Source organism: Marinomonas profundimaris, assembly GCF_000508165.1.
Taxonomy (GTDB): domain Bacteria; phylum Pseudomonadota; class Gammaproteobacteria; order Pseudomonadales; family Marinomonadaceae; genus Marinomonas; species Marinomonas profundimaris.
The window spans coordinates 127,432-148,456 of record NZ_AYOZ01000023.1 but is presented as its reverse complement, the minus strand read 5'-3'; the positions used below and the strand labels follow the sequence as shown (position 1 = coordinate 148,456).

At 46.0% G+C, this 21,025-nt stretch carries 20 protein-coding genes; 13 read left to right on the top strand and 7 right to left on the bottom strand.

Annotation, left to right across the window (positions count from 1 at the left end; genetic code table 11):
- The first annotated feature begins 26 nt into the window (after positions 1 to 26).
- Positions 27 to 446, top strand: a complete 420-nt coding sequence (locus D104_RS29845; RefSeq protein ID WP_024024316.1) for an RNA-binding S4 domain-containing protein — start codon at positions 27 to 29, stop codon at positions 444 to 446.
- Positions 447 to 540: 94 nt separating this feature from the next.
- Here D104_RS29845 and dprA read toward each other — a convergent pair whose 3' ends face one another.
- Positions 541 to 1,836, bottom strand: a complete 1,296-nt coding sequence (gene dprA / locus D104_RS29840) for a DNA-processing protein DprA (RefSeq protein WP_024024315.1) — start codon at positions 1,834 to 1,836, stop codon at positions 541 to 543.
- Between the two features lie 252 nt (positions 1,837 to 2,088).
- Between dprA and def the strand changes: the two genes are divergently transcribed.
- From def to gmhB, 7 genes are all read left to right on the top strand, one after another.
- Entirely contained in the window at positions 2,089 to 2,604 is a 516-nt protein-coding gene (def, locus tag D104_RS29835; RefSeq protein ID WP_031214952.1) for a peptide deformylase, read from the top strand.
- A gap of 83 nt (positions 2,605 to 2,687) precedes the next feature.
- On the top strand, positions 2,688 to 3,674 hold the full coding sequence (fmt, locus tag D104_RS29830; protein ID WP_024024313.1) for a methionyl-tRNA formyltransferase: 987 nt from the start codon (positions 2,688 to 2,690) through the stop codon (positions 3,672 to 3,674).
- Positions 3,671 to 5,035, top strand: coding sequence for a 16S rRNA (cytosine(967)-C(5))-methyltransferase RsmB (rsmB, locus tag D104_RS29825; RefSeq protein WP_024024312.1), 1,365 nt, complete (start codon positions 3,671 to 3,673; stop codon positions 5,033 to 5,035). Before fmt ends, rsmB begins: the two co-directional genes overlap by 4 nt.
- A gap of 385 nt (positions 5,036 to 5,420) precedes the next feature.
- Positions 5,421 to 6,794: a Trk system potassium transporter TrkA gene (gene trkA, locus D104_RS29820; protein WP_024024311.1), complete on the top strand. Its 1,374-nt coding sequence runs from the start codon at positions 5,421 to 5,423 to the stop codon at positions 6,792 to 6,794.
- A 99-nt stretch (positions 6,795 to 6,893) separates the two neighbouring features.
- Positions 6,894 to 8,342, top strand: coding sequence for a TrkH family potassium uptake protein (locus D104_RS29815; protein WP_024024310.1), 1,449 nt, complete (start codon positions 6,894 to 6,896; stop codon positions 8,340 to 8,342).
- 27 nt (positions 8,343 to 8,369) lie between these two features.
- Complete coding sequence (gene ybaK, locus D104_RS29810) at positions 8,370 to 8,843, top strand: Cys-tRNA(Pro) deacylase (RefSeq protein WP_024024309.1); 474 nt, start codon at positions 8,370 to 8,372, stop codon at positions 8,841 to 8,843.
- Positions 8,844 to 8,882: 39 nt separating this feature from the next.
- Entirely contained in the window at positions 8,883 to 9,440 is a 558-nt protein-coding gene (gene gmhB, locus D104_RS29805; protein WP_024024308.1) for a D-glycero-beta-D-manno-heptose 1,7-bisphosphate 7-phosphatase, read from the top strand.
- Between the two features lie 73 nt (positions 9,441 to 9,513).
- Here the strand turns inward: gmhB and D104_RS29800 are convergent, their stop codons facing one another.
- Positions 9,514 to 10,641 carry an MFS transporter gene (locus D104_RS29800; RefSeq protein ID WP_024024307.1) on the bottom strand — a complete coding sequence of 376 codons (1,128 nt, stop codon included), beginning with the start codon at positions 10,639 to 10,641 and terminating at the stop codon, positions 9,514 to 9,516.
- 251 nt (positions 10,642 to 10,892) lie between these two features.
- Between D104_RS29800 and D104_RS29795 the strand changes: the two genes are divergently transcribed.
- The 3 genes from D104_RS29795 (at position 10,893) to D104_RS29785 (ending at position 14,789) form a co-directional block, all read left to right on the top strand.
- Complete coding sequence (locus D104_RS29795) at positions 10,893 to 11,759, top strand: AraC family transcriptional regulator (protein ID WP_024024306.1); 867 nt, start codon at positions 10,893 to 10,895, stop codon at positions 11,757 to 11,759.
- A 117-nt stretch (positions 11,760 to 11,876) separates the two neighbouring features.
- Complete coding sequence (locus D104_RS29790; RefSeq protein ID WP_024024305.1) at positions 11,877 to 14,015, top strand: TonB-dependent siderophore receptor; 2,139 nt, start codon at positions 11,877 to 11,879, stop codon at positions 14,013 to 14,015.
- A gap of 24 nt (positions 14,016 to 14,039) precedes the next feature.
- Entirely contained in the window at positions 14,040 to 14,789 is a 750-nt protein-coding gene (locus D104_RS29785) for a siderophore ferric iron reductase (protein ID WP_024024304.1), read from the top strand.
- A 53-nt stretch (positions 14,790 to 14,842) separates the two neighbouring features.
- On the opposite strand, the gene D104_RS29780 is transcribed toward D104_RS29785, so the two are convergent.
- On the bottom strand, positions 14,843 to 15,268 hold the full coding sequence (locus D104_RS29780; protein WP_024024303.1) for a winged helix-turn-helix transcriptional regulator: 426 nt from the start codon (positions 15,266 to 15,268) through the stop codon (positions 14,843 to 14,845).
- 84 nt (positions 15,269 to 15,352) lie between these two features.
- Between D104_RS29780 and D104_RS29775 the strand changes: the two genes are divergently transcribed.
- Positions 15,353 to 16,198, top strand: coding sequence for an SDR family oxidoreductase (locus tag D104_RS29775; RefSeq protein ID WP_024024302.1), 846 nt, complete (start codon positions 15,353 to 15,355; stop codon positions 16,196 to 16,198).
- A gap of 77 nt (positions 16,199 to 16,275) precedes the next feature.
- On the opposite strand, the gene D104_RS29770 is transcribed toward D104_RS29775, so the two are convergent.
- The 4 genes from D104_RS29770 to D104_RS29755 form a co-directional block, all read right to left on the bottom strand.
- On the bottom strand, positions 16,276 to 17,160 hold the full coding sequence (locus tag D104_RS29770) for a LysR substrate-binding domain-containing protein (protein WP_024024301.1): 885 nt from the start codon (positions 17,158 to 17,160) through the stop codon (positions 16,276 to 16,278).
- A 37-nt stretch (positions 17,161 to 17,197) separates the two neighbouring features.
- The gene (locus D104_RS29765; RefSeq protein ID WP_327026063.1) at positions 17,198 to 17,956 is read right to left on the bottom strand and encodes an amino acid ABC transporter ATP-binding protein; all 759 of its coding nucleotides are present in this window, start codon (positions 17,954 to 17,956) and stop codon (positions 17,198 to 17,200) included.
- A complete protein-coding gene (locus D104_RS29760; RefSeq protein ID WP_024024299.1) occupies positions 17,952 to 18,899 on the bottom strand; it encodes an amino acid ABC transporter permease in 948 nt (315 codons plus the stop codon). Before D104_RS29760 ends, D104_RS29765 begins: the two co-directional genes overlap by 5 nt.
- 69 nt (positions 18,900 to 18,968) lie before the next feature.
- Positions 18,969 to 19,775, bottom strand: coding sequence for a transporter substrate-binding domain-containing protein (locus D104_RS29755; protein WP_024024298.1), 807 nt, complete (start codon positions 19,773 to 19,775; stop codon positions 18,969 to 18,971).
- Between the two features lie 276 nt (positions 19,776 to 20,051).
- Here D104_RS29755 and D104_RS29750 point away from each other — a divergent pair, with 276 nt between their 5' ends.
- Positions 20,052 to 20,951, top strand: a complete 900-nt coding sequence (locus D104_RS29750; protein ID WP_024024297.1) for a homocysteine S-methyltransferase family protein — start codon at positions 20,052 to 20,054, stop codon at positions 20,949 to 20,951.
- Positions 20,952 to 21,025 lie beyond the last annotated feature (74 nt).

Genomic DNA, 21,025 nt, shown 5'->3' with positions numbered 1-21,025 from the left:
AACAGAATAGGGTCAACGCATTCTTTATGAGTAAACCAGAAAAGCAGTCGGCACCACAAGCCGTTCGTTTAGATAAGTGGCTTTGGGCCGCACGTTTTTATAAAACCCGCTCTCTTTGCAAAGACGCAATAGATGGCGGAAAAGTGTCTTATAACGGCAGCAAGGGCAAAGCCAGTCGCAATGTCGAAGTCGGTGCCTTGATCGGCATACGCGTCGGTTGGGATGAAAAGGTACTGGAAATCAAAGCCATTAGCGGTCAACGCCGTGGCGCACCAGAAGCGCAACTCTTGTATGAAGAAACCCCAGAGTCCATTGAAAAACGAGAACGCAAAGCGCTAGAGCACAAATCGTTTGGCGGTCGAATCATGGCAGACCACAAACCCAATAAAAAAGAGCGCCGCGATATTAAGCAGCTCAAAAATGATATTTTTAGCGGATCCGATTAAAGCATCTCTAACATATGACAAGCTGTAAAAAAGAGGTGCGAAATACGCGCCTCTTTTTTATTTACCTTCAATCACAAATGATTAACACGGTTTATCAACAACGCCCATAAAGACCTTCTCGGTTCTCGATACAACCTGATAGTTCCAACTCCATTAATACCTGCATCAATAAACCTGCACTCAGATTGGTGTGTCGAATCAAGGCATCGAAGTCCATTGGCATGGCTTCTTTTTCCATGAGATCCGCCACCGCCTTTGCTTCATCTGAAATGGATTCCGGCATAGGTTGTCGTCCTGACGGACCGAATGATGTTCCGTTCGTCGTAGTGTAATATGGGCTCGTGTCTTTTTCGGGCGTGCCTTTTTCAGCCGTGTTATCAAATGCCAAAAGACGGGGAGAGCACTCTTCCACTATATCTTCAACGCATCGAACCAAGGTCGCCCCTTGTCGAAGTAACTGATGACAACCTTCTGATTGTTTGTCAGATAAGCGACCGGGTAATGCAAACACGTCACGGTTTTGTTGTACGGCGTAACTCGCGCTGATCAGCGAACCACTTTTGATTGACGCTTCCGCCACAAGAACGCCCATACTCACTCCACTGATGATTCGATTACGCGGTGGAAAAAGGTGAGGGCGAGGACTCGTCGTTAGTGGGTATTCACTTATTAAGGCGCCACCTTGTTCTAAGATGCGCTCAAACAAAGGTTTATTGTGAGCGGGATACCGATGCAACAAGCCCGTTCCCATGACGGCAATGGTTGGGGTAGTTTTGCTGTCGAGGGCACCTTGATGCGCAGCGGTATCGATCCCCATTGCGCCGCCACTGACCACACAAATACCATGATGTGATAATTGCTCCGCTAGTTTTAATGTTACCTCTCGACCGTGACGCGTGCACTTTCTCGCACCCACGATACCGATCTTGGGTAATAACAAAGCGTCTCGACTGCCTTCCACGTACAAGAATGCCGGCGCGACACTGATCTCTTTCAATGCCTCAGGGTAATGCATGTCTTCTTGCAACACCAAGTGGTGGTTTGGTTCGGCCAACCAAGCTAGCGATTGCTCTCGCTTTGTTTCTTGTTCTTGCGTCAGCGTGCCATTTGAAAAGTAATCCATTGCTTCTCGAGCAGTAATGTCTGGCCACTTTAGCGCGCGCAGCAATTCATAAGACAGAAGGTCATCCGTCCTCTCATCTGCCTGAGAATGATCAAACAGTGGCGCGGTTTCATTTGGGTCTTGTGATGTGCTGGATTGAGGTTGAATCAGATAGAGCTGGGTTAAATACGTGTATAAACGAGACAGGCGAGCAGGGCCGATACCAGACAAAAAGCTCAGGCATAACCAATCGCTTTTCGTTAAACCAGCCGAATAAGATGTATCCATACAAACGCTTCCTTGCGTATCAAGACGACAACCTATTGTCATCGTGAGATTAAGAACGGGGCTTTCCTTGGCCCAAAATATCCTAGCCAAGTCGAAATAGGCTGTGGCTATGAAAGCCATTCAATCATATTGACCAAAAAACCGCCACGAGAAGACTGCTCAATAGACAGAGTTGCGTTACAATATACAGAATGAAAAGAGTAGGAGAGAGCGTCTCCTCTCATGAACAAAGACACATCGTTGGAAAAGATCATGGCTGTTTTAACCGTACTTGAATACCCAGATAAACGCTTACGCAAAATTGCGAAGCCAATTACCCAGTTTACTGATGCGCTACAAACTCAAATCGACGACATGCTAGACACCATGTATGACGAGAATGGTTTGGGTCTCGCGGCAACACAAGTGGATTATCATCACCGTCTTGTTGTGATGGATTTCTCTGAAGAGCGCAATGAACCCATCGTGTTTATTAATCCAGAGTTCGAAGTGTTAGACGACGAACCGAACGAATTCCAAGAAGGCTGTTTGTCTGTACCTGGCTTTTATGAACACCTTTACCGTGCTGCTAAAGTCAAAGTCAAAGCGTTGGATCGTCACGGCAAACCATTTGAAATGGTCGTAGATGAACTGATGGCGGTTTGCGTACAGCATGAAGTGGATCACCTTGATGGCAAACTGATGGTGGATTATCTATCGCCTTTGAAACGTAATCGCATTAAAAGCAAATTAGAAAAAGCACATAAGTTGGCCCTAAAACAAGGTTAAGAAGATCGCTTTTTCTGCCTAGATCATTGATAAACGAATTACAAAATCAGGCTATGGCCTGATTTTTTGTTAAGGAACCTTTCATGTCCAAATCCCCATTGCGTATTGTATTTGCTGGCACGCCTGAATTTGCAGCGGCCAGCCTACAAGCTGTTCTCGATAAGCAAACAGAGAACAACTATGAAGTTATTGCGGTTTACACCCAACCTGATCGCCCTGCAGGTCGTGGCCAAAAGCTCGTTCAAAGCCCCGTAAAACAACTCGCACTAACGAACGACATTCCTGTTTACCAACCGCTGAATTTTAAGCTTAAAGAAGACAAAGCCGAACTCGCAATGCTAGATGCTGACATTATGATTGTAGCGGCGTACGGAATCATCTTACCGAAAATCGTACTGGATATGCCTAAGTTTGGTTGTATCAATGTTCACGCATCATTGCTGCCTCGCTGGCGCGGTGCGGCGCCTATTCATCGCGCCTTGATTGCTGGCGATAATGAAACCGGCATCACTATCATGCAAATGGATGTTGGCTTGGATACAGGCGACATGCTATTGAAAGCCCATTGCGATATCAAACAGACAGACACCTCAGCGACGCTACACGATCGTTTAGCGGCGATGGGTGGCGATGCATTGATAGACGCATTAGAGCAGCTCAAAGCCAATACGCTCACACCAGAAACGCAAGATGAAAGCCTAACCTGTTACGCAGCAAAGCTAACAAAACAAGAAGCAGACATCGACTGGTCAGCACCCGCTGAATTGATCGAACGTCAGATCCGTGGTTTATCACCTTGGCCTGTCGCTTACACCAACAGCCTTGCTGGTATCATGAAAATTCACGCCGCGCAGCATGCCAGTGTCAGCGATGAAGATTCCACACCAGGCGAAATTTTGGTCGTCAGTAAAGAAGGGGTTATTGTCGCCACAGGACAAGGTTCTGTATTGATTACCGACGTTCAGTTCGCGGGCGGTAAACGCATGAAAATCCAAGACGCCCTAAACGGTAAACACAAAGCCGCCTTAGCCATTGGCCAACGCCTTGGTCTTATCGAGCCATCATTATGAGTCAAACTAACAATATGTCATCTGATACCCTTTCTATTCAGCACAGTGCTCGCCAAGTGGCGATTGAAGTCATCACCAATATTTTGCTTCAGCAAGGTTCGTTAAGTACGCAACTTGCTCGTCATCAATTAGAGGTTGCCAGTGAGCACATCCCATTATTAAAAGAGTTGTGCTTCGGTGTTTGTCGTCAGTACCCAAAATTAAACAGCATCGCTTTGCATTTACTGGCTCATCCTTTTGAAGAAAAGGACACAGATTTATACGCAACGCTGCTTTTAGGTTTATACCAATTGACCTACATGAACACGCCAGATCATGCCGCTGTCAATGAAACCGTAGAAGCCTGCCGACTGCTTAAAAAGGATTGGGCAACCAAACTAATGAACGCGGTCTTGCGTCGTTACCAACGTGAAGTCGATGAGATCGAAGAAGAATTAGAAGCCATGCCATCGGTTGAATACAATCAACCAAAATGGTTTGTGAAGCGTTTGAATAAGCATTGGCCAGACCAGCTTGAAGAAATCATTGAAGCCAGTAACACGCATCCACCCATGTGTATTCGTGTCAATGAGAGCCGCGTTTCACGTGAAACATATAAGTCCCAACTTTTAGAAAAAGGCATTAAAGCAACAGAAGGGGCATTTTCAAGCTCTGCACTGTATCTAAGAAATGCAGTACGGGTAACAGAGCTACCTAATTTTGAAGAAGGTTTTGTGAGTGTACAAGATGAAGCAGCTCAACTTTCAGCCAATATTTTGTCACCAAAGGCAGGAGACAAAGTACTCGATGCGTGCGCAGCGCCGGGTGGAAAAACAGGCCATTTATTAGAAAAGGCGGAAGGCTTGGTATTAACCGCGGTGGAACTTGAACCCTGGCGCATGGAAAAAATCGAATCGAATTTAGAGCGCCTTGGTTATTCCGCGACGTTAATTTGCGCCGATGCCGGTGAACTGGATACGTGGTGGGACGGTGAGCACTTCGATAAAATTTTATTGGATGTGCCTTGTTCTGCAACGGGTGTGATTCGCCGAAACCCAGACATTAAGATTAATCGTAAACCTGCAGATATTGACGAGCTGGTGTTAATTCAACGAGAGATTCTGAATAGCGTTTGGACTACATTGAAATCAGGTGGTTTCATGCTGTATGCAACCTGTTCATTAATGCCAGAAGAAAACGAACAGCAGATTACGCATTTCCTAGCCAACCAACAAGATGCAAGCGAAGTGCCATTAAACACGCTGTCGGAAGAAAGCGCGCTAGAGTGGGGGATTCCTGTCAGCCATGGACGTCAATTGTTCCCGAATTTAGAAGGGCATGATGGATTCTATTATTGTCTACTAAAAAAAATACCTGCTTAAAATGCCGTAGGCACAGATCAGCTAAGACAAACGACTGAGAAATAAGTTATTTTCTCGAAAGGCCCAGCCAATTGTTTCACATGAAACACAGTTGATTGGGCTTTTTTTTGCCTGTTCATTCTCTAACGGCTCTCAATCAAACATGCGGCTGTGGAATGATTGATTACGTTAAAAGTTATGGATAGCCATCATTACAAAATCAGTCAAATAAATTACGAGTATTTTCCAAGTTCAAGTTAAATAATTGTCTTTATGTGGGTAAACTTGCACTACCTGATTCGAGTAAAAAATATGCACACTCGATCAAGCAAAATACTCAACGTTGTCATTTGAATTAATACACTAAACAAAGAGCTGAAACACACATCACGCTCTAAGGCAGACTATGAAGATCATCATTATAGGGGCGGGCCAAGTAGGCGCGACACTTGCAGAAAACTTAGCAAGTGAAGACAACGATATTACCGTCATTGATACCGATTTAAATCGCCTTAGAGAATTGCAAGACCGCCTCGACATTCAAACGGTAGAAGGCAGTGGCTCACATCCCGATGTGCTCGACCAAGCAGGTTGTAATGATGCCGACATGCTCATCGCGGTAAGCAACCAAGATGAAACCAACATGATCGCATGTCAGGTGGCGCATACTCTCTTTAAGACACCAACGAAAATTGGTCGAGTACGTTCAAGCGCTTACGCAAAATACCCCGAACTATTTTGTGATCAAGCCATTCCATTGGATGTTCGTATCAGCCCAGAAAAAGAAGTAACAAAACATTTAAGTCGATTGATTCGCTACCCTGGTGCGTTGCAGGTTATGGAGTTCGCTGACGGAAAAGTGCAGCTTGTTGTGGTAAAAGCCGAAAAGGGCGGCCCTCTGATCGATCAGCCAATAAGCTTCTTAAAAGAACACATGCCATCAATCCAAACCCGTATCGCCGCCATTTATCGCGATGGTAAATCCATTTCACCGGATGGTAATACTTACATTCGAGCCAACGACGAAGTTTTCTTTTTGACGGCTCAACGCGATGTGCTTGACGTCATGAGTGAACTGCGTCCGCTGGACGTTCCATATCGTCGTATCATCATTGCCGGCGGCGGCAACATTGGTGAGCGTTTGGCTCAAAGTCTTGAAAGAGAGTATCGCGTGAAGATCATCGAACGTGATCCAGAACGCTGCCGTTATTTGTCCGAGACATTGGACAACACCATCGTATTAAATGGCGATGCTTCAAAACAGGAATTGCTGCTTGAAGAAAACATCGAATCCACCGACGTATTCTGTGCACTGACCAACAACGACGAAGCCAATATCATGTCGTCGATGCTGGCGAAAGTGTTGGGGGTTCGTACCGTTATGACCATCATTAACAACCCTGCGTATGTCGACATCGTTCAAGAAGGCATGATCGACATTGCGATTTCGCCGCAACAAACGACGATCAGTTCGCTGCTCAGCTATATTCGACGTGGCGATGTGGTGAACGTTCACTCAATGCGTAAAGGCGCCGCCGAAGCATTAGAAGCGGTTGCGCATGGTGATTACCGCTCCTCGAAAGTGGTTGGACGCAGCATTGCCAATTTGAACTTGCCTGAAGGCGCAACAATTGGCGCCATCGTTCGTGCAGACGACATGATCGTCGCCACCAGTGAATTGGTCATACAAGCAGAAGATCACGTGATTATCTTTGTCACGAATAAAAAACAAATCCCTGCGGTAGAGCAACTGTTTCAAGTCGGCTTAACCTTCTTTTAAACGGTCGCCTACGCAGACAGCAAGAAGCCCAAAAAGGTTTCCGCCTGAATTTTAACAATGGCCTGACAGATGAATGTCGTTGGGTTCTAGGAAGTAAGTATGCATTTTAGTGTCATTTTACGTGTCATTGGCTTATTGGTAATGGTATTCAGTGTGTCGCTGATTCCACCCATTATGGTTTCTCTGATTTATGATGATGGTGCACTCTATGCGTTTCTTTATGCATTCGGCGTAAACATCTTAGGCGGTTTCTTGCTGTGGTTTCCGGTTCGAAACGAGCGGGGCGAACTAAAAATTCGCGACGGCTTTTTGGTAACCGTATTGTTTTGGACGGTTCTAGGCTTGTTCGGATCCGTGCCTTTCTTCTTAGCGGATCACCCAGACCTAACTTTTACCGATGCGTTGTTTGAGTCCATTTCAGGGCTCACGACAACCGGAGCGACCATCCTGACAGGCATTGATGATTTGCCTAAATCCATTTTGTTTTATCGTCAGTTGCTTACGTGGTTGGGCGGCATGGGTATCATCGTATTGGCGGTAGCCATCATGCCGATGTTGGGCATCGGTGGAATGCAGTTGTATCGAGCCGAAACACCAGGACCAGTAAAAGACACCAAACTCACGCCCCGTATTGCTGAAACCGCCAAGGCGCTTTGGTACATTTATGCGACGTTGACGAGTGTCTGTGCGCTGGGTTATTGGATCGCAGGAATGAGTTTATTCGATGCGATTTGTCACAGCTTTTCGACCGTGGCCATCGGTGGTTTCTCAACGCACGATGACAGTATTGGTTACTTCAATAGTGTTGCCATTGAGATGATTTGTACCTTCTTTATGATTGTCTCTGCCTTCAACTTTGCACTGCATTTTTATGCGTGGCGTCACAAAAGTGTTTGGCATTATTTCAGAGACCCAGAAGCACGTTTCTTTTTATTGATTCTTTCCAGTACGGTTATTCTTTCTACGTTGGTGCTTGCGATGACATCCACTTATGACTGGGGAACGTCGCTACGTTTTGCCGTCTTTGAAAGTGTGTCTATCGCCACGACGTCTGGTTTTGGTACATCCGATTTTTCCAGCTGGCCACACTTCCTACCGTTCTTGTTAATCGTTACGTCTTTTGTCGGTGGTTGTGCTAGTTCAACCGGTGGCGGTATGAAGGTGATTCGAATCCTATTGATCCTCAAACAGGGCATGCGAGAAATCCAACGCTTGATTCACCCGAACGCGGTCATTCCCGTTAAAGTCGGTGGCAAGGCCATTCAGGAACGCGTTGTGTCGGCGGTATGGGGGTTTTTCTCCGCGTATTTGTTGGTTTACGTTGTGCTCATGATTGGTTTGATGGCAACAGGATTGGACCAAGTCACGGCATGGTCAGCGGTTGCGGCAACGCTCAACAACCTTGGTCCTGGTCTTGGTGATGTGGCGTCGAGCTTTACCAACGTAAGCGATCCAGCAAAATGGATGTTGTGTTTCTCTATGCTGTTAGGCCGCTTGGAAGTCTTTACCTTATTGGTGTTATTTACGCCGATGTTCTGGCAGAAATAACGACTAAGCAAAGAGGAATCCACCAAGGTGACACCGGCAATTAACCAGCTAAAGAAGCAAAAAATAGCCTTCAGTGTTCATGAGTATGAACACGATCGACACAGCACAAATTTTGGTGAAGAGGCCGCGCAAAAACTTAAGCTCGATCCGGCTTCTGTGTTCAAAACGCTATTGGTCAGTGACGAAAAACATTTTTTTGTCGCTATTGTTCCTGTAACGGGAACGTTAAATCTAAAACGGGCCGCCGCCGCATTGGGTGTGAAAAAGCTTCGTATGGCCGAGCCAAAAGAAGCCGAACGCCTGACCGGATATTTGGTTGGCGGCATTAGCCCGATTGGACAAAAGAAAAGCCTGATCACTTGTATTGACCAAAGCGCACAAGCCTTCGAAACGGTTTACGTCAGCGGCGGACAACGCGGTTTAGACATTGGCATTTCAGCCAGTGATTTAAGCGCTGCCTGCCGCAATGCATTATTCGCAGACATTGGCGAAAACAAATAAATTAATTTTTCCCTTCATCGTGACAATAAGGCGACGCTCATGGCGCAAAGTAAACCCATCATTCTGTTAGACCGAGACGGCGTTATCAACCAAGACTCAGACGCGTATGTTAAATCTGTCGAAGAATGGCAGCCGATTCCTGGCAGCATTAAATCCATCGCGGCGTTATCAAAAGCGGGCTTTCAAATTTTTGTGGTCACGAACCAGTCTGGAATTGCTCGTGGTTATTATGACGAAGACACGTTAAATGCCATGCACGATAAAATGACCGCATTAGTGGAAGCAGAGGGCGGTCGTATTTCAGGCATTGAATATTGCCCTCATGGCCCTGCTGACAATTGCACTTGCCGTAAACCGAAAAGCGGCATGATTGAAGCCATCGAAGAAAAACTCGGAATGTCGTTCAAAGAGTCTCCAGCAATTATGGTTGGAGACTCACTGAGAGACCTTGAGGCAGGAAATGCGCGCGGTTGTTCACCCGTATTGGTATTAACAGGGAAAGGTCGCCAGACTCAATACAAGACGATCGATTTCCCGTTTGATATCTACACAGATCTTGCCGCTTTTACCATTTCGACATTGCACAAATACAGCTAGTCATAACGAAACGGGTTAGTAACCATTCACTAACCCGTTATTCACCTTATAGTAAATCACACTCATACATCAATCAGCCTTTTGTCATCACAGACAATCTCTGCCAACTCAATGCCATGAGCGCTGCTAACACAAGCAGTAAATAGGGAAACGCCGCCACACTGAACACATCGATAATTGGGCCCGTTAATGACGGAGCAACCAACGCCCCCAAACCACAACACACAAAAACCATGCCTGTGCGTTTGCCATCCAGCGACATAATGCTATTGCCATAGGAAAAGAGCATGGGGAAAAAAGCCGAGCAACCCAATCCAAGCCACAACGCAATCCACACCAAAGACGCATCGGACAGCAGCATCATCAAACAGCCAGATAGGCTGATCACCAACAATCCATAAATGCCTTGTGTCGGACTGATCCAACGCAATAGGGGTACCGAAAACAAACGCCCCAACGACAAGCTAACGAAAAACCACGTCACCAAAATTGCCGCGCTGTTTTGATCTTCACCAGATAAAACCGCGTAAGTGCTAATCCAACCGGCAATGGTGATTTCAAACCCAACGTACAAAAATATGACCGTAAGAAAAGCAATAAACGTCGCCTTTTGTTTCGTCGCAGGGACGACTTCACTCGCTCTTGCTTCAAAGGTTGGGCTAGGTTGTCGCCATAATAGCAACGGCAAACACAGTGCATATAAAGCCACCATCCAATAACCTGCGCCATAATCGAGCCCCGTCCATACCGCAAAGACCAGAATCAAAGGCGCCAGCATGCTGCCTGCGCTATGACACAGATGCAGCACCGTAACATAAGAACCCACTTTTTCTTTATGCAGCCACAACATCATCATGTTGCCACCCGCGTTGGCAGACACTTCCGTTGCACCCAATAAAAAGAACAACACCACCAGCATTGGCAAGCTCGTAGAAAAGGGCACCAGCACCAATCCAAAGATCATGCAAAGCAACATCACGATGATATAATGATGACCTTGCCAGCGATCAAACATACGTCCGGCCAGCAGCGCGCCCAAAATATTACCAATGGCTCGGGCGGTGAAAACAATGGAAATTTCGGCCACTGACGCATCGATCAGTCCAGCCAAATAAATTAAGCTCGGTCCAAGCAAACCCGCGACCGCACCCACAGCAAGAAACATGGCACAGTAAAGTGCAGTACGTGTTAATTCCTTCATTGTGAAATCCATTTTTTATTATTGAAATAAGCCTGACGACTGCGAGCGATGTCGTGTTATCCAACTCATCAAAGACACAGCAAAGACACAGCGAGTGAGCATAATTGGATTTAATCATGCTAATTGATTAAATAATAGACGCGATAATATAAATTCCAATTGCGGATACAATTCAACGGAGATCCACGCAGAGCATTGGTAATGCAGATCGAATTAGATGATAATCATTATTATTTGATTATTCTTATCCTATGGCGCTCCAACCCAGATTCACACGCATTGAAAAAGTATTAGATTACATCCATGACAATTTGGATGAATCGATTCATGTCGCAAGTTTGGCTGAGAAAAGTTGTTGGTCTCGCTGGCAGTTTCAACGCGTTTTTGGTGAAGCGACAGGGCTAACCGTCGCGCAATACATTAGAGAATTACGCTTAAGCAAAGCTGCAGAGCTTTTGTTGTCCAGCAAGCAGCGACATTTGGACATTGCCCTGCATTGTGGCTTTGATTCGGAAATCAGTTTTAGTCGTGCGTTTAAGCACATGTTTGGCTGCACACCGCGCGAATATCGCTTGAGAGGACAACGCCAAGGTTTGCGAACGCCCCTACAATACCGCACTGAAAAACCCGTTGCAGGAGACAAACCCAAAGCCTTTACCCAAATCCGTATCGAGAGCCGAGATGCATTTCAGCTTCATGGGGTGAATGGCTGGATACGCGGGCCTTTTTCTTCTGCACCAGATTTTCTTGAACGCGTTCCACAACTGTGGGACATCATAGACAAAAACGTCGACAACGATGCTCAGCCCATCGGCGTTATAGACACGCACTACCACCCTAAGAACCCAGGGCAGATGCGCTATTGGGCAGGATTTTTAAATCAGCCTAAAAACAATTACGACACCATTCATGTACCGGCACAAGAATACGCCGTGATTCCTGTGCACGGAAAAGTGGTTGCCGTTGAACAAGCGGTTGAATGGTTTATTCATCGCTGGCTTCCTGAGTCGAATTACGACGGCGTATCCGGTTATGAGTTGGAAGTGTACGAACCCAATTACGACCCCAAGAGCACCCAAAGCTACATGGAATATTGGCTGCCGATCAAACCAAGGTAACCCTATGCCACAAATACTTACTCAAGAAGATGCACCAAAAGGTTAAGTTTTCAATATTCAGCATCCATAGAATGAGATCCATTCTCAAATGAAACTCATTCAATCATCGGAGCGACTATGAAACCGGCTTTACACATTCAACCCACTTTACTCGCTTTGGCCATCGCCAGTGCATCGTCTTTTTCCATCGCTGAAATAGGTACAGATGAAAAAAATTCGGACAATACGGATCAATTAACAACCTTAGAAGTAAAGGGACAGACATACCGTAATACCGCGACGAAAACACAGTTAGACCCAGAAGAGACACCACAAGCCATCACTATCATCGATGCAGACAGCTTAGAGCAACGTGGAATAGAAACAGTGGCTGAAGCCGTTCGATATACATCAGGTATTAACACCGAACTGCGTGGCGGAGCAGTAACTCGGTTGGACTTATTCAATATTCGTGGTTTTCAAAACGACAAAGCGTATTACGACGGACTTCAATTGCTCTTTAACGACTGGAATTTACAACCACAAATAGACATGGCAGCGGTAGAGCAAGTCGAAGTGTTTAAAGGCCCAACGTCAACCTTGTATGGTGCAATGCCGCCTGGTGGAATGGTCAATCTCATCAGTAAAGCGCCACAATCCGCTGATAAAAGTAGTGTCGAAGTGGCCTTAGGAAGTGACAACAAGCGTGATATCTCGATCGATTCCACAGGCGCACTGAATGAACTAATGAACTATCGTGTCGTGGCGTTAATTCGCGAAAAAGAAGGGCAAGCCGTCACCTCGGACGAAAAACGCATCATGATTGCGCCATCATTGGATCTTAAAATAAGCGACGATACGCAACTGAACCTAAATATGTATTACCAACAAGACCCAAGCATGGGCATTTATTCCTCTTTGCCTTCGAAAGGCACGGCCTATGACAATATTAACGGTAAATTGTCTTCAGACAGTTATGCGGGAGACGCTAACTGGGATACCTATGAGCGAGATGTTCTGCTACTCGGCTATAAGCTTGATCACAAAATAAATAATACGTGGCGTTTTTTGCAAAATACTCGATTCACCGCAGCAAAAGCCTACCAAGAAAACACGTATTCTTCGAGCTTAGACAGTGATGAAAGAACATTAAATCGTCGAGCATACCTCACCGATGAGGCCTCTACAGGCTTAAATGTCGATAACCAATTTTCGGGGGTTTTTGATGTTGGTACGACGGAACACAACATTTTAGTCGGTGTGGATTACTTTACCCTGACGTCCGATATCGAATATGAAGACGCTGTCGCACCAAGCATCGATCTTTATAATCCAGATCACTATCAAATACTAAAAAGCGACCTCGACTTTGCCGCGTCAGGCTACAGCAGCGACTTTAGGATCAAAAAGGAACAAACTGGTTTCTATCTGCAAGATCAAATTCGTCTAGATCAATGGGTATTCATTGCTGGTGGGCGCTATGACCAATTCAAAGCAACCGAGACCGGCATCAAATATGGTAGCAGCACTGACACAAGCGTAGATCAAGATCAGTTTAGCGGGCGAATGGGCGCTCTTTACGAATTTGATAATGGCATTTCCCCCTTCATTAGCTATGCCCAAAGCTTTGAGCCGATTACAGGCACAGACCGAAATGGAAACACATTTGATACCTCTACAGCGGAGCAATGGGAAGCAGGCATTAAATACAGCCGCCATGGCCTAGTTGCCAGCGCAGCCGCTTTCGAAATACTCAAAAGCAAAGTATTAACCCGCGATCCGAATGGTTCCGCCTACGATAAAATCCAAGTGGGTGAAGTCCGCTCCCGAGGATTAGAGCTAGAACTGCAAAAAGCGATTACATCCGATGTGAATATTAAAGCCGCTTACACATTCCAAGACGTCGAAGTCACCAAAGACAACAGTGGCATTCAAGGTAAAGCGCCAATTTGGGTACCGGAAAAACAACTCAGTGCTTGGCTAACCTACGCGCCGCAGCAAGGTAACTTAGCTGGCACATCGCTTGGCGCAGGTTTTCGATATGTTGGCCAAATGCAGCTGGACGCAGCGAACTCCAACACAGTACCATCCTACACTTTGCTCGATCTATCGATTGGCTATGACTTAGCGATGTTATCCTCAAAGTGGCAAGGTGCTAGTGTCAAACTCGCCGTGTCTAATGCACTAAACGAAACGTATTACAGCTGTTATGATGCTTCTAATTGCTGGTTCGGAGACGAACGATCCATTGACGTCAGCGCTCGCTATGACTTCTAAATCTTTTAAAAGGAAATACACACAATGGAAAGACCGTTAGATCGTCTTTTCAAGGTAGCAAAGTCTTACATTGCCGTCCTAGACGGACAGGAATCGGACTCTCAACACGACAAGCCAAGCACGCCTTACTTGTCGGTAAAAGAGCCTGATTCTGCGCTCATGACATTGCATCAAACATTACAAGGGGCACATCCGGAAACGGGTGCGCCTTATTGGCGTATACGCTGCTGGGGATTAGCGTGCTGGCAACCCATTTATCTCGCCATGATTTGTGTGTATCAGCTCAAAACCGTGCCTTTGCGCTTACAGGAAATAGAGCAAAAGCAACAGGGTGAAATGGTGTGCGGTTATTTATTGCCTGATGGCGCATGGCAAGAAGGTAGTCATGAAACACTGATCCAAACCGCCAGCGAGCAGCTCAACACCTTATTTTCTTCGCTGCAAAACGCTCATGTCAAAACATTTGGAGGCAGAGCCGCACTTTATCAAGGCCTGCTTGCAGATCAATTAATGAGTGCCCTGATTGCAATCTCAAGCCTGTTACCAGACCAACATAAAGGTCGTTTAAAAGGCGATTTTACATTGTGGGCAAGCGCCATGAACCTGCCATTAAAAGCCTTAGAAGGGCTGAAACACCAAGAAAACGAAGCCCCAATGTTTGTTCGTCATACCTGTTGCTTGCATTTTCGTCGTGATGAAGGCGAGCTCTGTTCGAATTGCCCAAGACTTCATAAGAAAAAGAAACGCGATCAAAATGTAATTCAATGTGAATAAATGTAAGTACTCACTCTCACAAAAAAATCATATTTATCAACTAATTAAAACTTCTATGCCTGAATCTCATTCGAACGCGGCGACTGATTGGCTAAAATAGTCACGATATTTTCTTCTATCCAGTCCGCCAAATTTACCACTCGATCCGCAACCTGCTTACCACTGTCCGTCAAGCTGTATTCCACATGCGGCGGAACAACAGGGTAGGAGATACGCAGCACAAAACCATCTTGCTCCAACGCTTGGAGCGTTTGCGCTAACATCTTTTCACTCACACCATTAATGGTCCGTCTCAACTCACTAAAGCGATGCGACTTACCGTCTTTTAACGCAATAAAGATCAGAACTCCCCAGCGGCTCGTGACGTGTTTCAGGACATCGCGAGAAGGGCATTTATCCGAGAAAACATCACCGCGCTCAAAATGCGCCGACAGACCTTTTTTTTCAGCTGGTTTCGGCATGTCTAAAATTTTCTTCATACTTACCTTTTTGTATGTACTTACTAAAAGTTTGTTAGTCGATTATTCTACGACTCATCAACATAAAACACAAAGGAGAAAACCATGATTTTAGTAACAGGTGCATCCGGTCAACTGGGTCGATTGGCCATTAATGCTTTATTGGAAAAGACTGATGCGAGTAATCTCATTGCCGCGGTTCGTAACCCAGACAGCGTAAAAGACCTCGCAGAAAAAGGCGTACAAATTCGTCAAGCGGATTATTCTCAGCCAGACACATTACTTAACGCGTTTGAAGGCGTTGAAAAAGTCCTGCTTATTTCTTCTAGCGAAGTCGGCCAGCGTACAGCACAACACCGTAATGTCATCAACGCGGCGAAAAAAGCCGGTGTGTCTCTCATCGCTTACACCAGTATTTTGAACGCGGATAAATCACCGCTTATATTGGCCGAGGAACACGTTGCCACAGAGAAACTGCTGTCCGAATCTGGTGTGCCTTATGTTTTATTGCGCAACGGCTGGTACTCAGAAAACTACACAATGAGCGTAGCGGCGACGTTAGAACACGGCGTGGTTGGATGTGCAGAAGGTGGAAAACTGTCCACGGCAGCACGCGCAGACTATGCAGAAGCCGCTGCAACGGTATTGTTGAAAGAAGAACAAGCCGGAAAAATATACGAATTAGCGGGCGACGAGAGTTTCACATTAAGCGATTACGCCGCCACCATCAGCAAGGTATCGGGGAAAGCCGTTTCTTATCACAATGTACCAGAAGCAGAATACGCCAAAATTCTTGTGGAAGTAGGCCTCCCAGAAGGCTTTGCAGCGATTTTGGCGGACTCTGAAGTTGGTGCGTCGAAAGGTGGACTATTCAACGACAGCAAAACACTGTCAACACTGATTGGGCGTCCGACAACCTCGATCGAAGACAGTATCAAAGCAAGTTTGTAGTTAACAACATGGTTGAGATTGGGATATTAAGGCAGAGTACTCTGCCTTAATTTTCTCAAACCACATCACACCGCTTTTTATAGGTGAACCTGACGCTCTAACCAATCAAAAAATGACATCGCTTCAAGGGACAGCGCTGTACCGGATTTACGGACAAGGTAAAATGATTCACTGGCCGGAATACGTAGCTCAAAAGGCTCCACCAGCCGTCCATCGGCCAACATGTCTTCCACCATGGAAGATCTCGCTAGCGCAATGCCTACACCAAGTTCAGCCAAACGCAACGACGCTAATAAGGTGTCTAATTGCATGCCTCTTGACGGGTCGACGTCGGTTTCATTCACCATAGACAGCCAATATCCCCATCCTTCTTCGTACCCTAATACATGCAGCAACGTATGCTCAGTAAGATCGAAGGTTGTATTAAGCGGTAAACGTGCTAACAAATCAGGCGAACACACCGGAAATAAACTGTCCCAACTTAAACGCTGAGACACATAACCAGGCCATTGACCATTTCCCCAGCGAATTTCAAAGTCATCATCGGCTTCCGAGTCTTTTACCCATAAAGAACTAATGTAGCGAATATCAATATTAGGATACAGACGATGAAATTCCGTTAATCTTGGAGCTAACCAATGAACAAAAAAAGACAAACTACCACGGATTTTGACCGGTATTCTCTGATCTTGGCTAAACAGTTCATTCGTTGCTGCCGCCAATCGGGAAATAGAATCCTGCACAACGGGAAGATAGGACATACCTTCATTTGTGAGGGTTAATCCACGAGGAAGACGAGTAAATAAAGCCACGCCGAGATGACCTTCGAGCAAGCGTATTTGTTGACTAACGGCACCTTGAGTCAAATGGAGCTCTTGCGCCGCCTTCGTGAAATTGAGGCTGCGAGCAGAGACTTCAAAGGTACGTAACCAGTTTAGCGGAGGAAGTGATTTTTGGTTCATTCGGGACGTTAACCATCGCTCTTAGAAAGACGAAGCGTTAGAGTACCTGACCTAAAAAGCGTTGCAAGCGCGGATGATCAGAATGAAAGAAACGCTCAGGGGTTTCTTCTAAAACCAGTTCTCCGTCTTCCATAAACACCACACGATCCGCCACTTCACGAGCAAAGCCCATTTCGTGCGTCACCACCACCATGGTCATCCCTCCATGGGCCAGGCCTTTCATCACATCCAACACTTCTCCGACCATTTCTGGGTCTAGCGCACTGGTCGGTTCATCAAATAACAGCGCTTTCGGCTTCATCGCCAACGAACGCGCTATGGCCACTCGCTGCTGTTGACCGCCCGACAGACGTGACGGGTAATTATCCATACGATCTGCCAGTCCAACACGCTGTAGTAAACTCTCAGCCGTTTTTTGTGCCTCGGCTTTGCTTTGTTTAAGCACTTTCATCGGCGCTAACATCACATTTCCCAACGCCGTTTTATGAGGAAACAAGTTAAAGGATTGAAACACCATGCCCACTTCTTTACGCACAATATTAATGTCAGTGTGTTTATCCGTGAGATCGACTTGGTCTAATACAATCTGCCCAGACGTTATAGGCTCTAATTGATTCAAAGTGCGTAAAAAGGTCGACTTACCCGAGCCACTTGGTCCAATAATGACCACCACTTGACCACGCAGCACCTCTAAAGACACGTCTTTTAGCGCATGACAGCCATTGGGAAAAACCTTGTTTACCTTACTCGCATGAATAAGCGGTTGTAGGCTAGGTGGCACTTTCGCTTGTTCAATCACTGGCGGATAACCTCTTTTCTAAACGTTGAATGAGTAAAGACAATCCACCAGTCACCACCAAATACAAAATCGCCACTGTAAACCAGACTTCAAACGGTGCAAAACTGCCACTAACGACTTCGCGTCCTGCCTTGGTCAAGTCCGTGATGGAAATCACCGACACCAGTGAAGAGTCTTTGATCAAGTTGATAAACTGCCCTGCGAGCGGTGGTAACGTACGTTTAATGGCTTGCGGCATAATGACATAAGCCATGGCTTGTACATAGTTCATGCCAAGGGATCGAGCAGCTTCCATTTGACCAACAGGAACCGATTGTATTCCCGCTCGCACGATCTCAGCGACGTACGCACCAGTAAAAATAGACAGTGCCGCAACGCCAGCGGTAAAACGATCTAAATCAAAAACGGTACCGATAAAAAAGTAAACGATAAAAATTTGTACAAGCAGTGGCGTGCCACGAATCACTTCGACATAAGTCATCGCCAAATTACGCCACACCTGTCCATGCGCCACACGCATCAAGCCAAACATAACGCCTAGTAACACAGCAAAAATAAGCGAGATAAATGAAATTTTAATGGTGACCCATAACCCTTCGGCTATGGGACCAAAGCGCCAACCATCAATACGCGCAATGGTATCGCCTTGGAAGATAAGGTCTCCGTCACGAGAAACCAACGTGTCGTAGACATCAATGATTTGAGGGTCATCACCGTAGTCTGGTTGAATGGATAAGCGACCAGACTTATCAACCACAGCAGTGCCGTCTGTTACGGCAACAATATCTTGGGATTCGGTATTGATAACGTAAGGCCACAAACGTTCCCAGTGCCATGTGTAGTCAATTTTCTGACCAGCGAAATACACGCCAGAAATCAATACCGCCATGATCACTAGGTATAAGCCGTGTCCAAGCCAACGTGAAGATTGTGTTTGCATGAGCTCTCTTAGCTATAAAAAAAGCCTATTAACATAGGCTCTTTGAAGCACTCTGAATGAGTGAAAGGGTTATTGAATGCTGTCTACCCACGAGTCAGATTTGAACCACTTGTCGTAAATACGATCGTAAGTGCCTTCTTTTTTGATCTGAACAAGGTAGTTGTTTAAGAAGTTGAGGAAATTGGGATCATTTTGACGAATCGCCCAACCTAACGGTTCATAGGTAAAAGACTGATCTAAGTGTACAACGCTGTCTTTGTGCTGAGAGGCATACAGGGCATTGTATGGTAAGTCATAAACAAACGCGTCCGCTTTGCCGTTCGCGACTTGAAGCACCGCATCCGCAGAGGTTTCAAACAGGTCTAATGTCGCTTTCGGGAAATACTTCTTTGCCGCCAGCGCACCGGTTGTACCAATTTGAGATGACAGTGTGTATTTCGGGTCATTCAAATCACGATAGGACGTCACTTTGCCAGCTAAACCGGAATTGATCAGAACCGTTTGACCGATTTCAATGTAGGTATTCGCAAACATTACCTTCAGGTTACGCTGCGGCGTGATTGCCATTCCGCCGATAATAACATCACATTTACCGGTTTGTAGCGCAGGAATAATGCCGTCCCAAGCCGTATTTACGGGCGTGAATTTCACATCCATTGAACGTGCCATATGCTTGGCAATATCGATATCAAAACCGATAAAGCGGCCGTCTTTGGTCTTCATCTCGAAAGGAATATACCCTGCTTCAAAACATACCTTAAGCTCACCACTCGACAAAATACGGTCAATGGCGGGCTCGGCAGCGTAACCGTTAACAGAGAACAATGCGCCAACCAATGCTAAACCGGACAGCGCTTTCTTAAGACCACGTTTCATATCATTCCTCGTTTTTTTTCCGGTACCGTGAAAAGCATAGCGGACACGACGTATTGGGGGATTTTACGGAATAATATAGCGGAAAGTCGTACTTTAGAATAACCATTGAATTCGCCCCTAAGACCAAGCTTTTTTAATTGATAGGACGTGTTTTTTCATGGTTATCGCCATTATAGACATAATAAAGCAAAATTGACCCTGATTTTATAATCAAATTAATTTCCATCCATCGTCCTCATGGTTAAACTAGCATGATTCAAAATACTGGGAACGGTTATGCAATTAATCACTATTCTAGACGGCGGCATGGGTCGCGAGTTAGCGCGTCGCGGCGCGCCTTTTAAGCAGCCAGAATGGTCTGCATTGGCCATGATGGAAGCGCCAGAGATCGTTAAAGACGTTCATAAAGCGTTTATCGAAGCGGGTTCCCGTGTTATCACGACTAATAGCTACGCATTGGTGCCTTTTCATATTGGTGAAGACGTCTTTCAGCAACGCGTCACCGAGCTTGTAATAGAATCGGCTCGCGTTGCCCAAGAAGCCGTACAAGAAATGCATGCAGACGTCGCTATTGCAGGCTCTCTCGCGCCATTATTCGGTTCATATAGAGCGGATTTATACGAAGCCGATCGTGCAGAAAAAATTGCTCGTCCCATCATCGAAGCACTCGCGCCACGAGTGGATTTGTGGCTAAACGAAACCCAAAGTTTGCTGGCTGAAACACAGCAAATGAAGCAGCTCGTCGATGAAATTGACCATCAAAAGAAACCTTACTGGGTTTCGTTCACCCTTGAAGATTCAACAGCAACAGATCAACCACGCTTACGCTCTGGCGAAACGGTCAAAGACGCCGTTGAAGCCATGGCTAAGGCTGGGGTTAATGCTATCCTGTTTAACTGCTGTCAGCCTGAAATCATTGCCGATGCGATTGAAATTTCAAAAGAAGTGCTGTCCCATTTAGACAACGATATCCAACTAGGCGCTTATGCCAATGCGTTTCCGCCACAGCCAAAAGACGCCACCGCAAATGATGGACTAGATGAGCTGCGCAAGGATCTCACACCGGATTCCTATCTGCTTTGGGCACAGCGCTGGAAAGAGCAGGGCGCAACCTTAATTGGTGGCTGCTGCGGTATTGGGCCAGAACATATAAAAGCGCTGTCAAAAAGCCTATGAAAAAATGCTGAACTCAAACCCAATAAACGCCTAAATACTAAAAAGCCCCATTTTTTCTCGGAAAAATGGGGCTT

What these genes read in the sequence shown, in the direction of transcription:
- trkA (WP_024024311.1), top strand. Translation starts at nt 5,421, where the DNA reads ATGAAGATCATCATTATAGGGGCGGGCCAAGTAGGCGCGACACTTGCA.
- D104_RS29770 (WP_024024301.1), bottom strand. Translation starts at nt 17,160, where the DNA reads ATGAACCAAAAATCACTTCCTCCGCTAAACTGGTTACGTACCTTTGAA.
- D104_RS29795 (WP_024024306.1), top strand. Translation starts at nt 10,893, where the DNA reads ATGGCGCTCCAACCCAGATTCACACGCATTGAAAAAGTATTAGATTAC.
- D104_RS29785 (WP_024024304.1), top strand. Translation starts at nt 14,040, where the DNA reads ATGGAAAGACCGTTAGATCGTCTTTTCAAGGTAGCAAAGTCTTACATT.
- gmhB (WP_024024308.1), top strand. Translation starts at nt 8,883, where the DNA reads ATGGCGCAAAGTAAACCCATCATTCTGTTAGACCGAGACGGCGTTATC.
- D104_RS29750 (WP_024024297.1), top strand. Translation starts at nt 20,052, where the DNA reads ATGCAATTAATCACTATTCTAGACGGCGGCATGGGTCGCGAGTTAGCG.
- D104_RS29845 (WP_024024316.1), top strand. Translation starts at nt 27, where the DNA reads ATGAGTAAACCAGAAAAGCAGTCGGCACCACAAGCCGTTCGTTTAGAT.
- rsmB (WP_024024312.1), top strand. Translation starts at nt 3,671, where the DNA reads ATGAGTCAAACTAACAATATGTCATCTGATACCCTTTCTATTCAGCAC.
- D104_RS29815 (WP_024024310.1), top strand. Translation starts at nt 6,894, where the DNA reads ATGCATTTTAGTGTCATTTTACGTGTCATTGGCTTATTGGTAATGGTA.
- D104_RS29800 (WP_024024307.1), bottom strand. Translation starts at nt 10,641, where the DNA reads ATGAAGGAATTAACACGTACTGCACTTTACTGTGCCATGTTTCTTGCT.
- D104_RS29775 (WP_024024302.1), top strand. Translation starts at nt 15,353, where the DNA reads ATGATTTTAGTAACAGGTGCATCCGGTCAACTGGGTCGATTGGCCATT.
- D104_RS29790 (WP_024024305.1), top strand. Translation starts at nt 11,877, where the DNA reads ATGAAACCGGCTTTACACATTCAACCCACTTTACTCGCTTTGGCCATC.
- dprA (WP_024024315.1), bottom strand. Translation starts at nt 1,836, where the DNA reads ATGGATACATCTTATTCGGCTGGTTTAACGAAAAGCGATTGGTTATGC.
- D104_RS29760 (WP_024024299.1), bottom strand. Translation starts at nt 18,899, where the DNA reads ATGCAAACACAATCTTCACGTTGGCTTGGACACGGCTTATACCTAGTG.
- def (WP_031214952.1), top strand. Translation starts at nt 2,089, where the DNA reads ATGGCTGTTTTAACCGTACTTGAATACCCAGATAAACGCTTACGCAAA.
- D104_RS29755 (WP_024024298.1), bottom strand. Translation starts at nt 19,775, where the DNA reads ATGAAACGTGGTCTTAAGAAAGCGCTGTCCGGTTTAGCATTGGTTGGC.
- fmt (WP_024024313.1), top strand. Translation starts at nt 2,688, where the DNA reads ATGTCCAAATCCCCATTGCGTATTGTATTTGCTGGCACGCCTGAATTT.
- D104_RS29780 (WP_024024303.1), bottom strand. Translation starts at nt 15,268, where the DNA reads ATGAAGAAAATTTTAGACATGCCGAAACCAGCTGAAAAAAAAGGTCTG.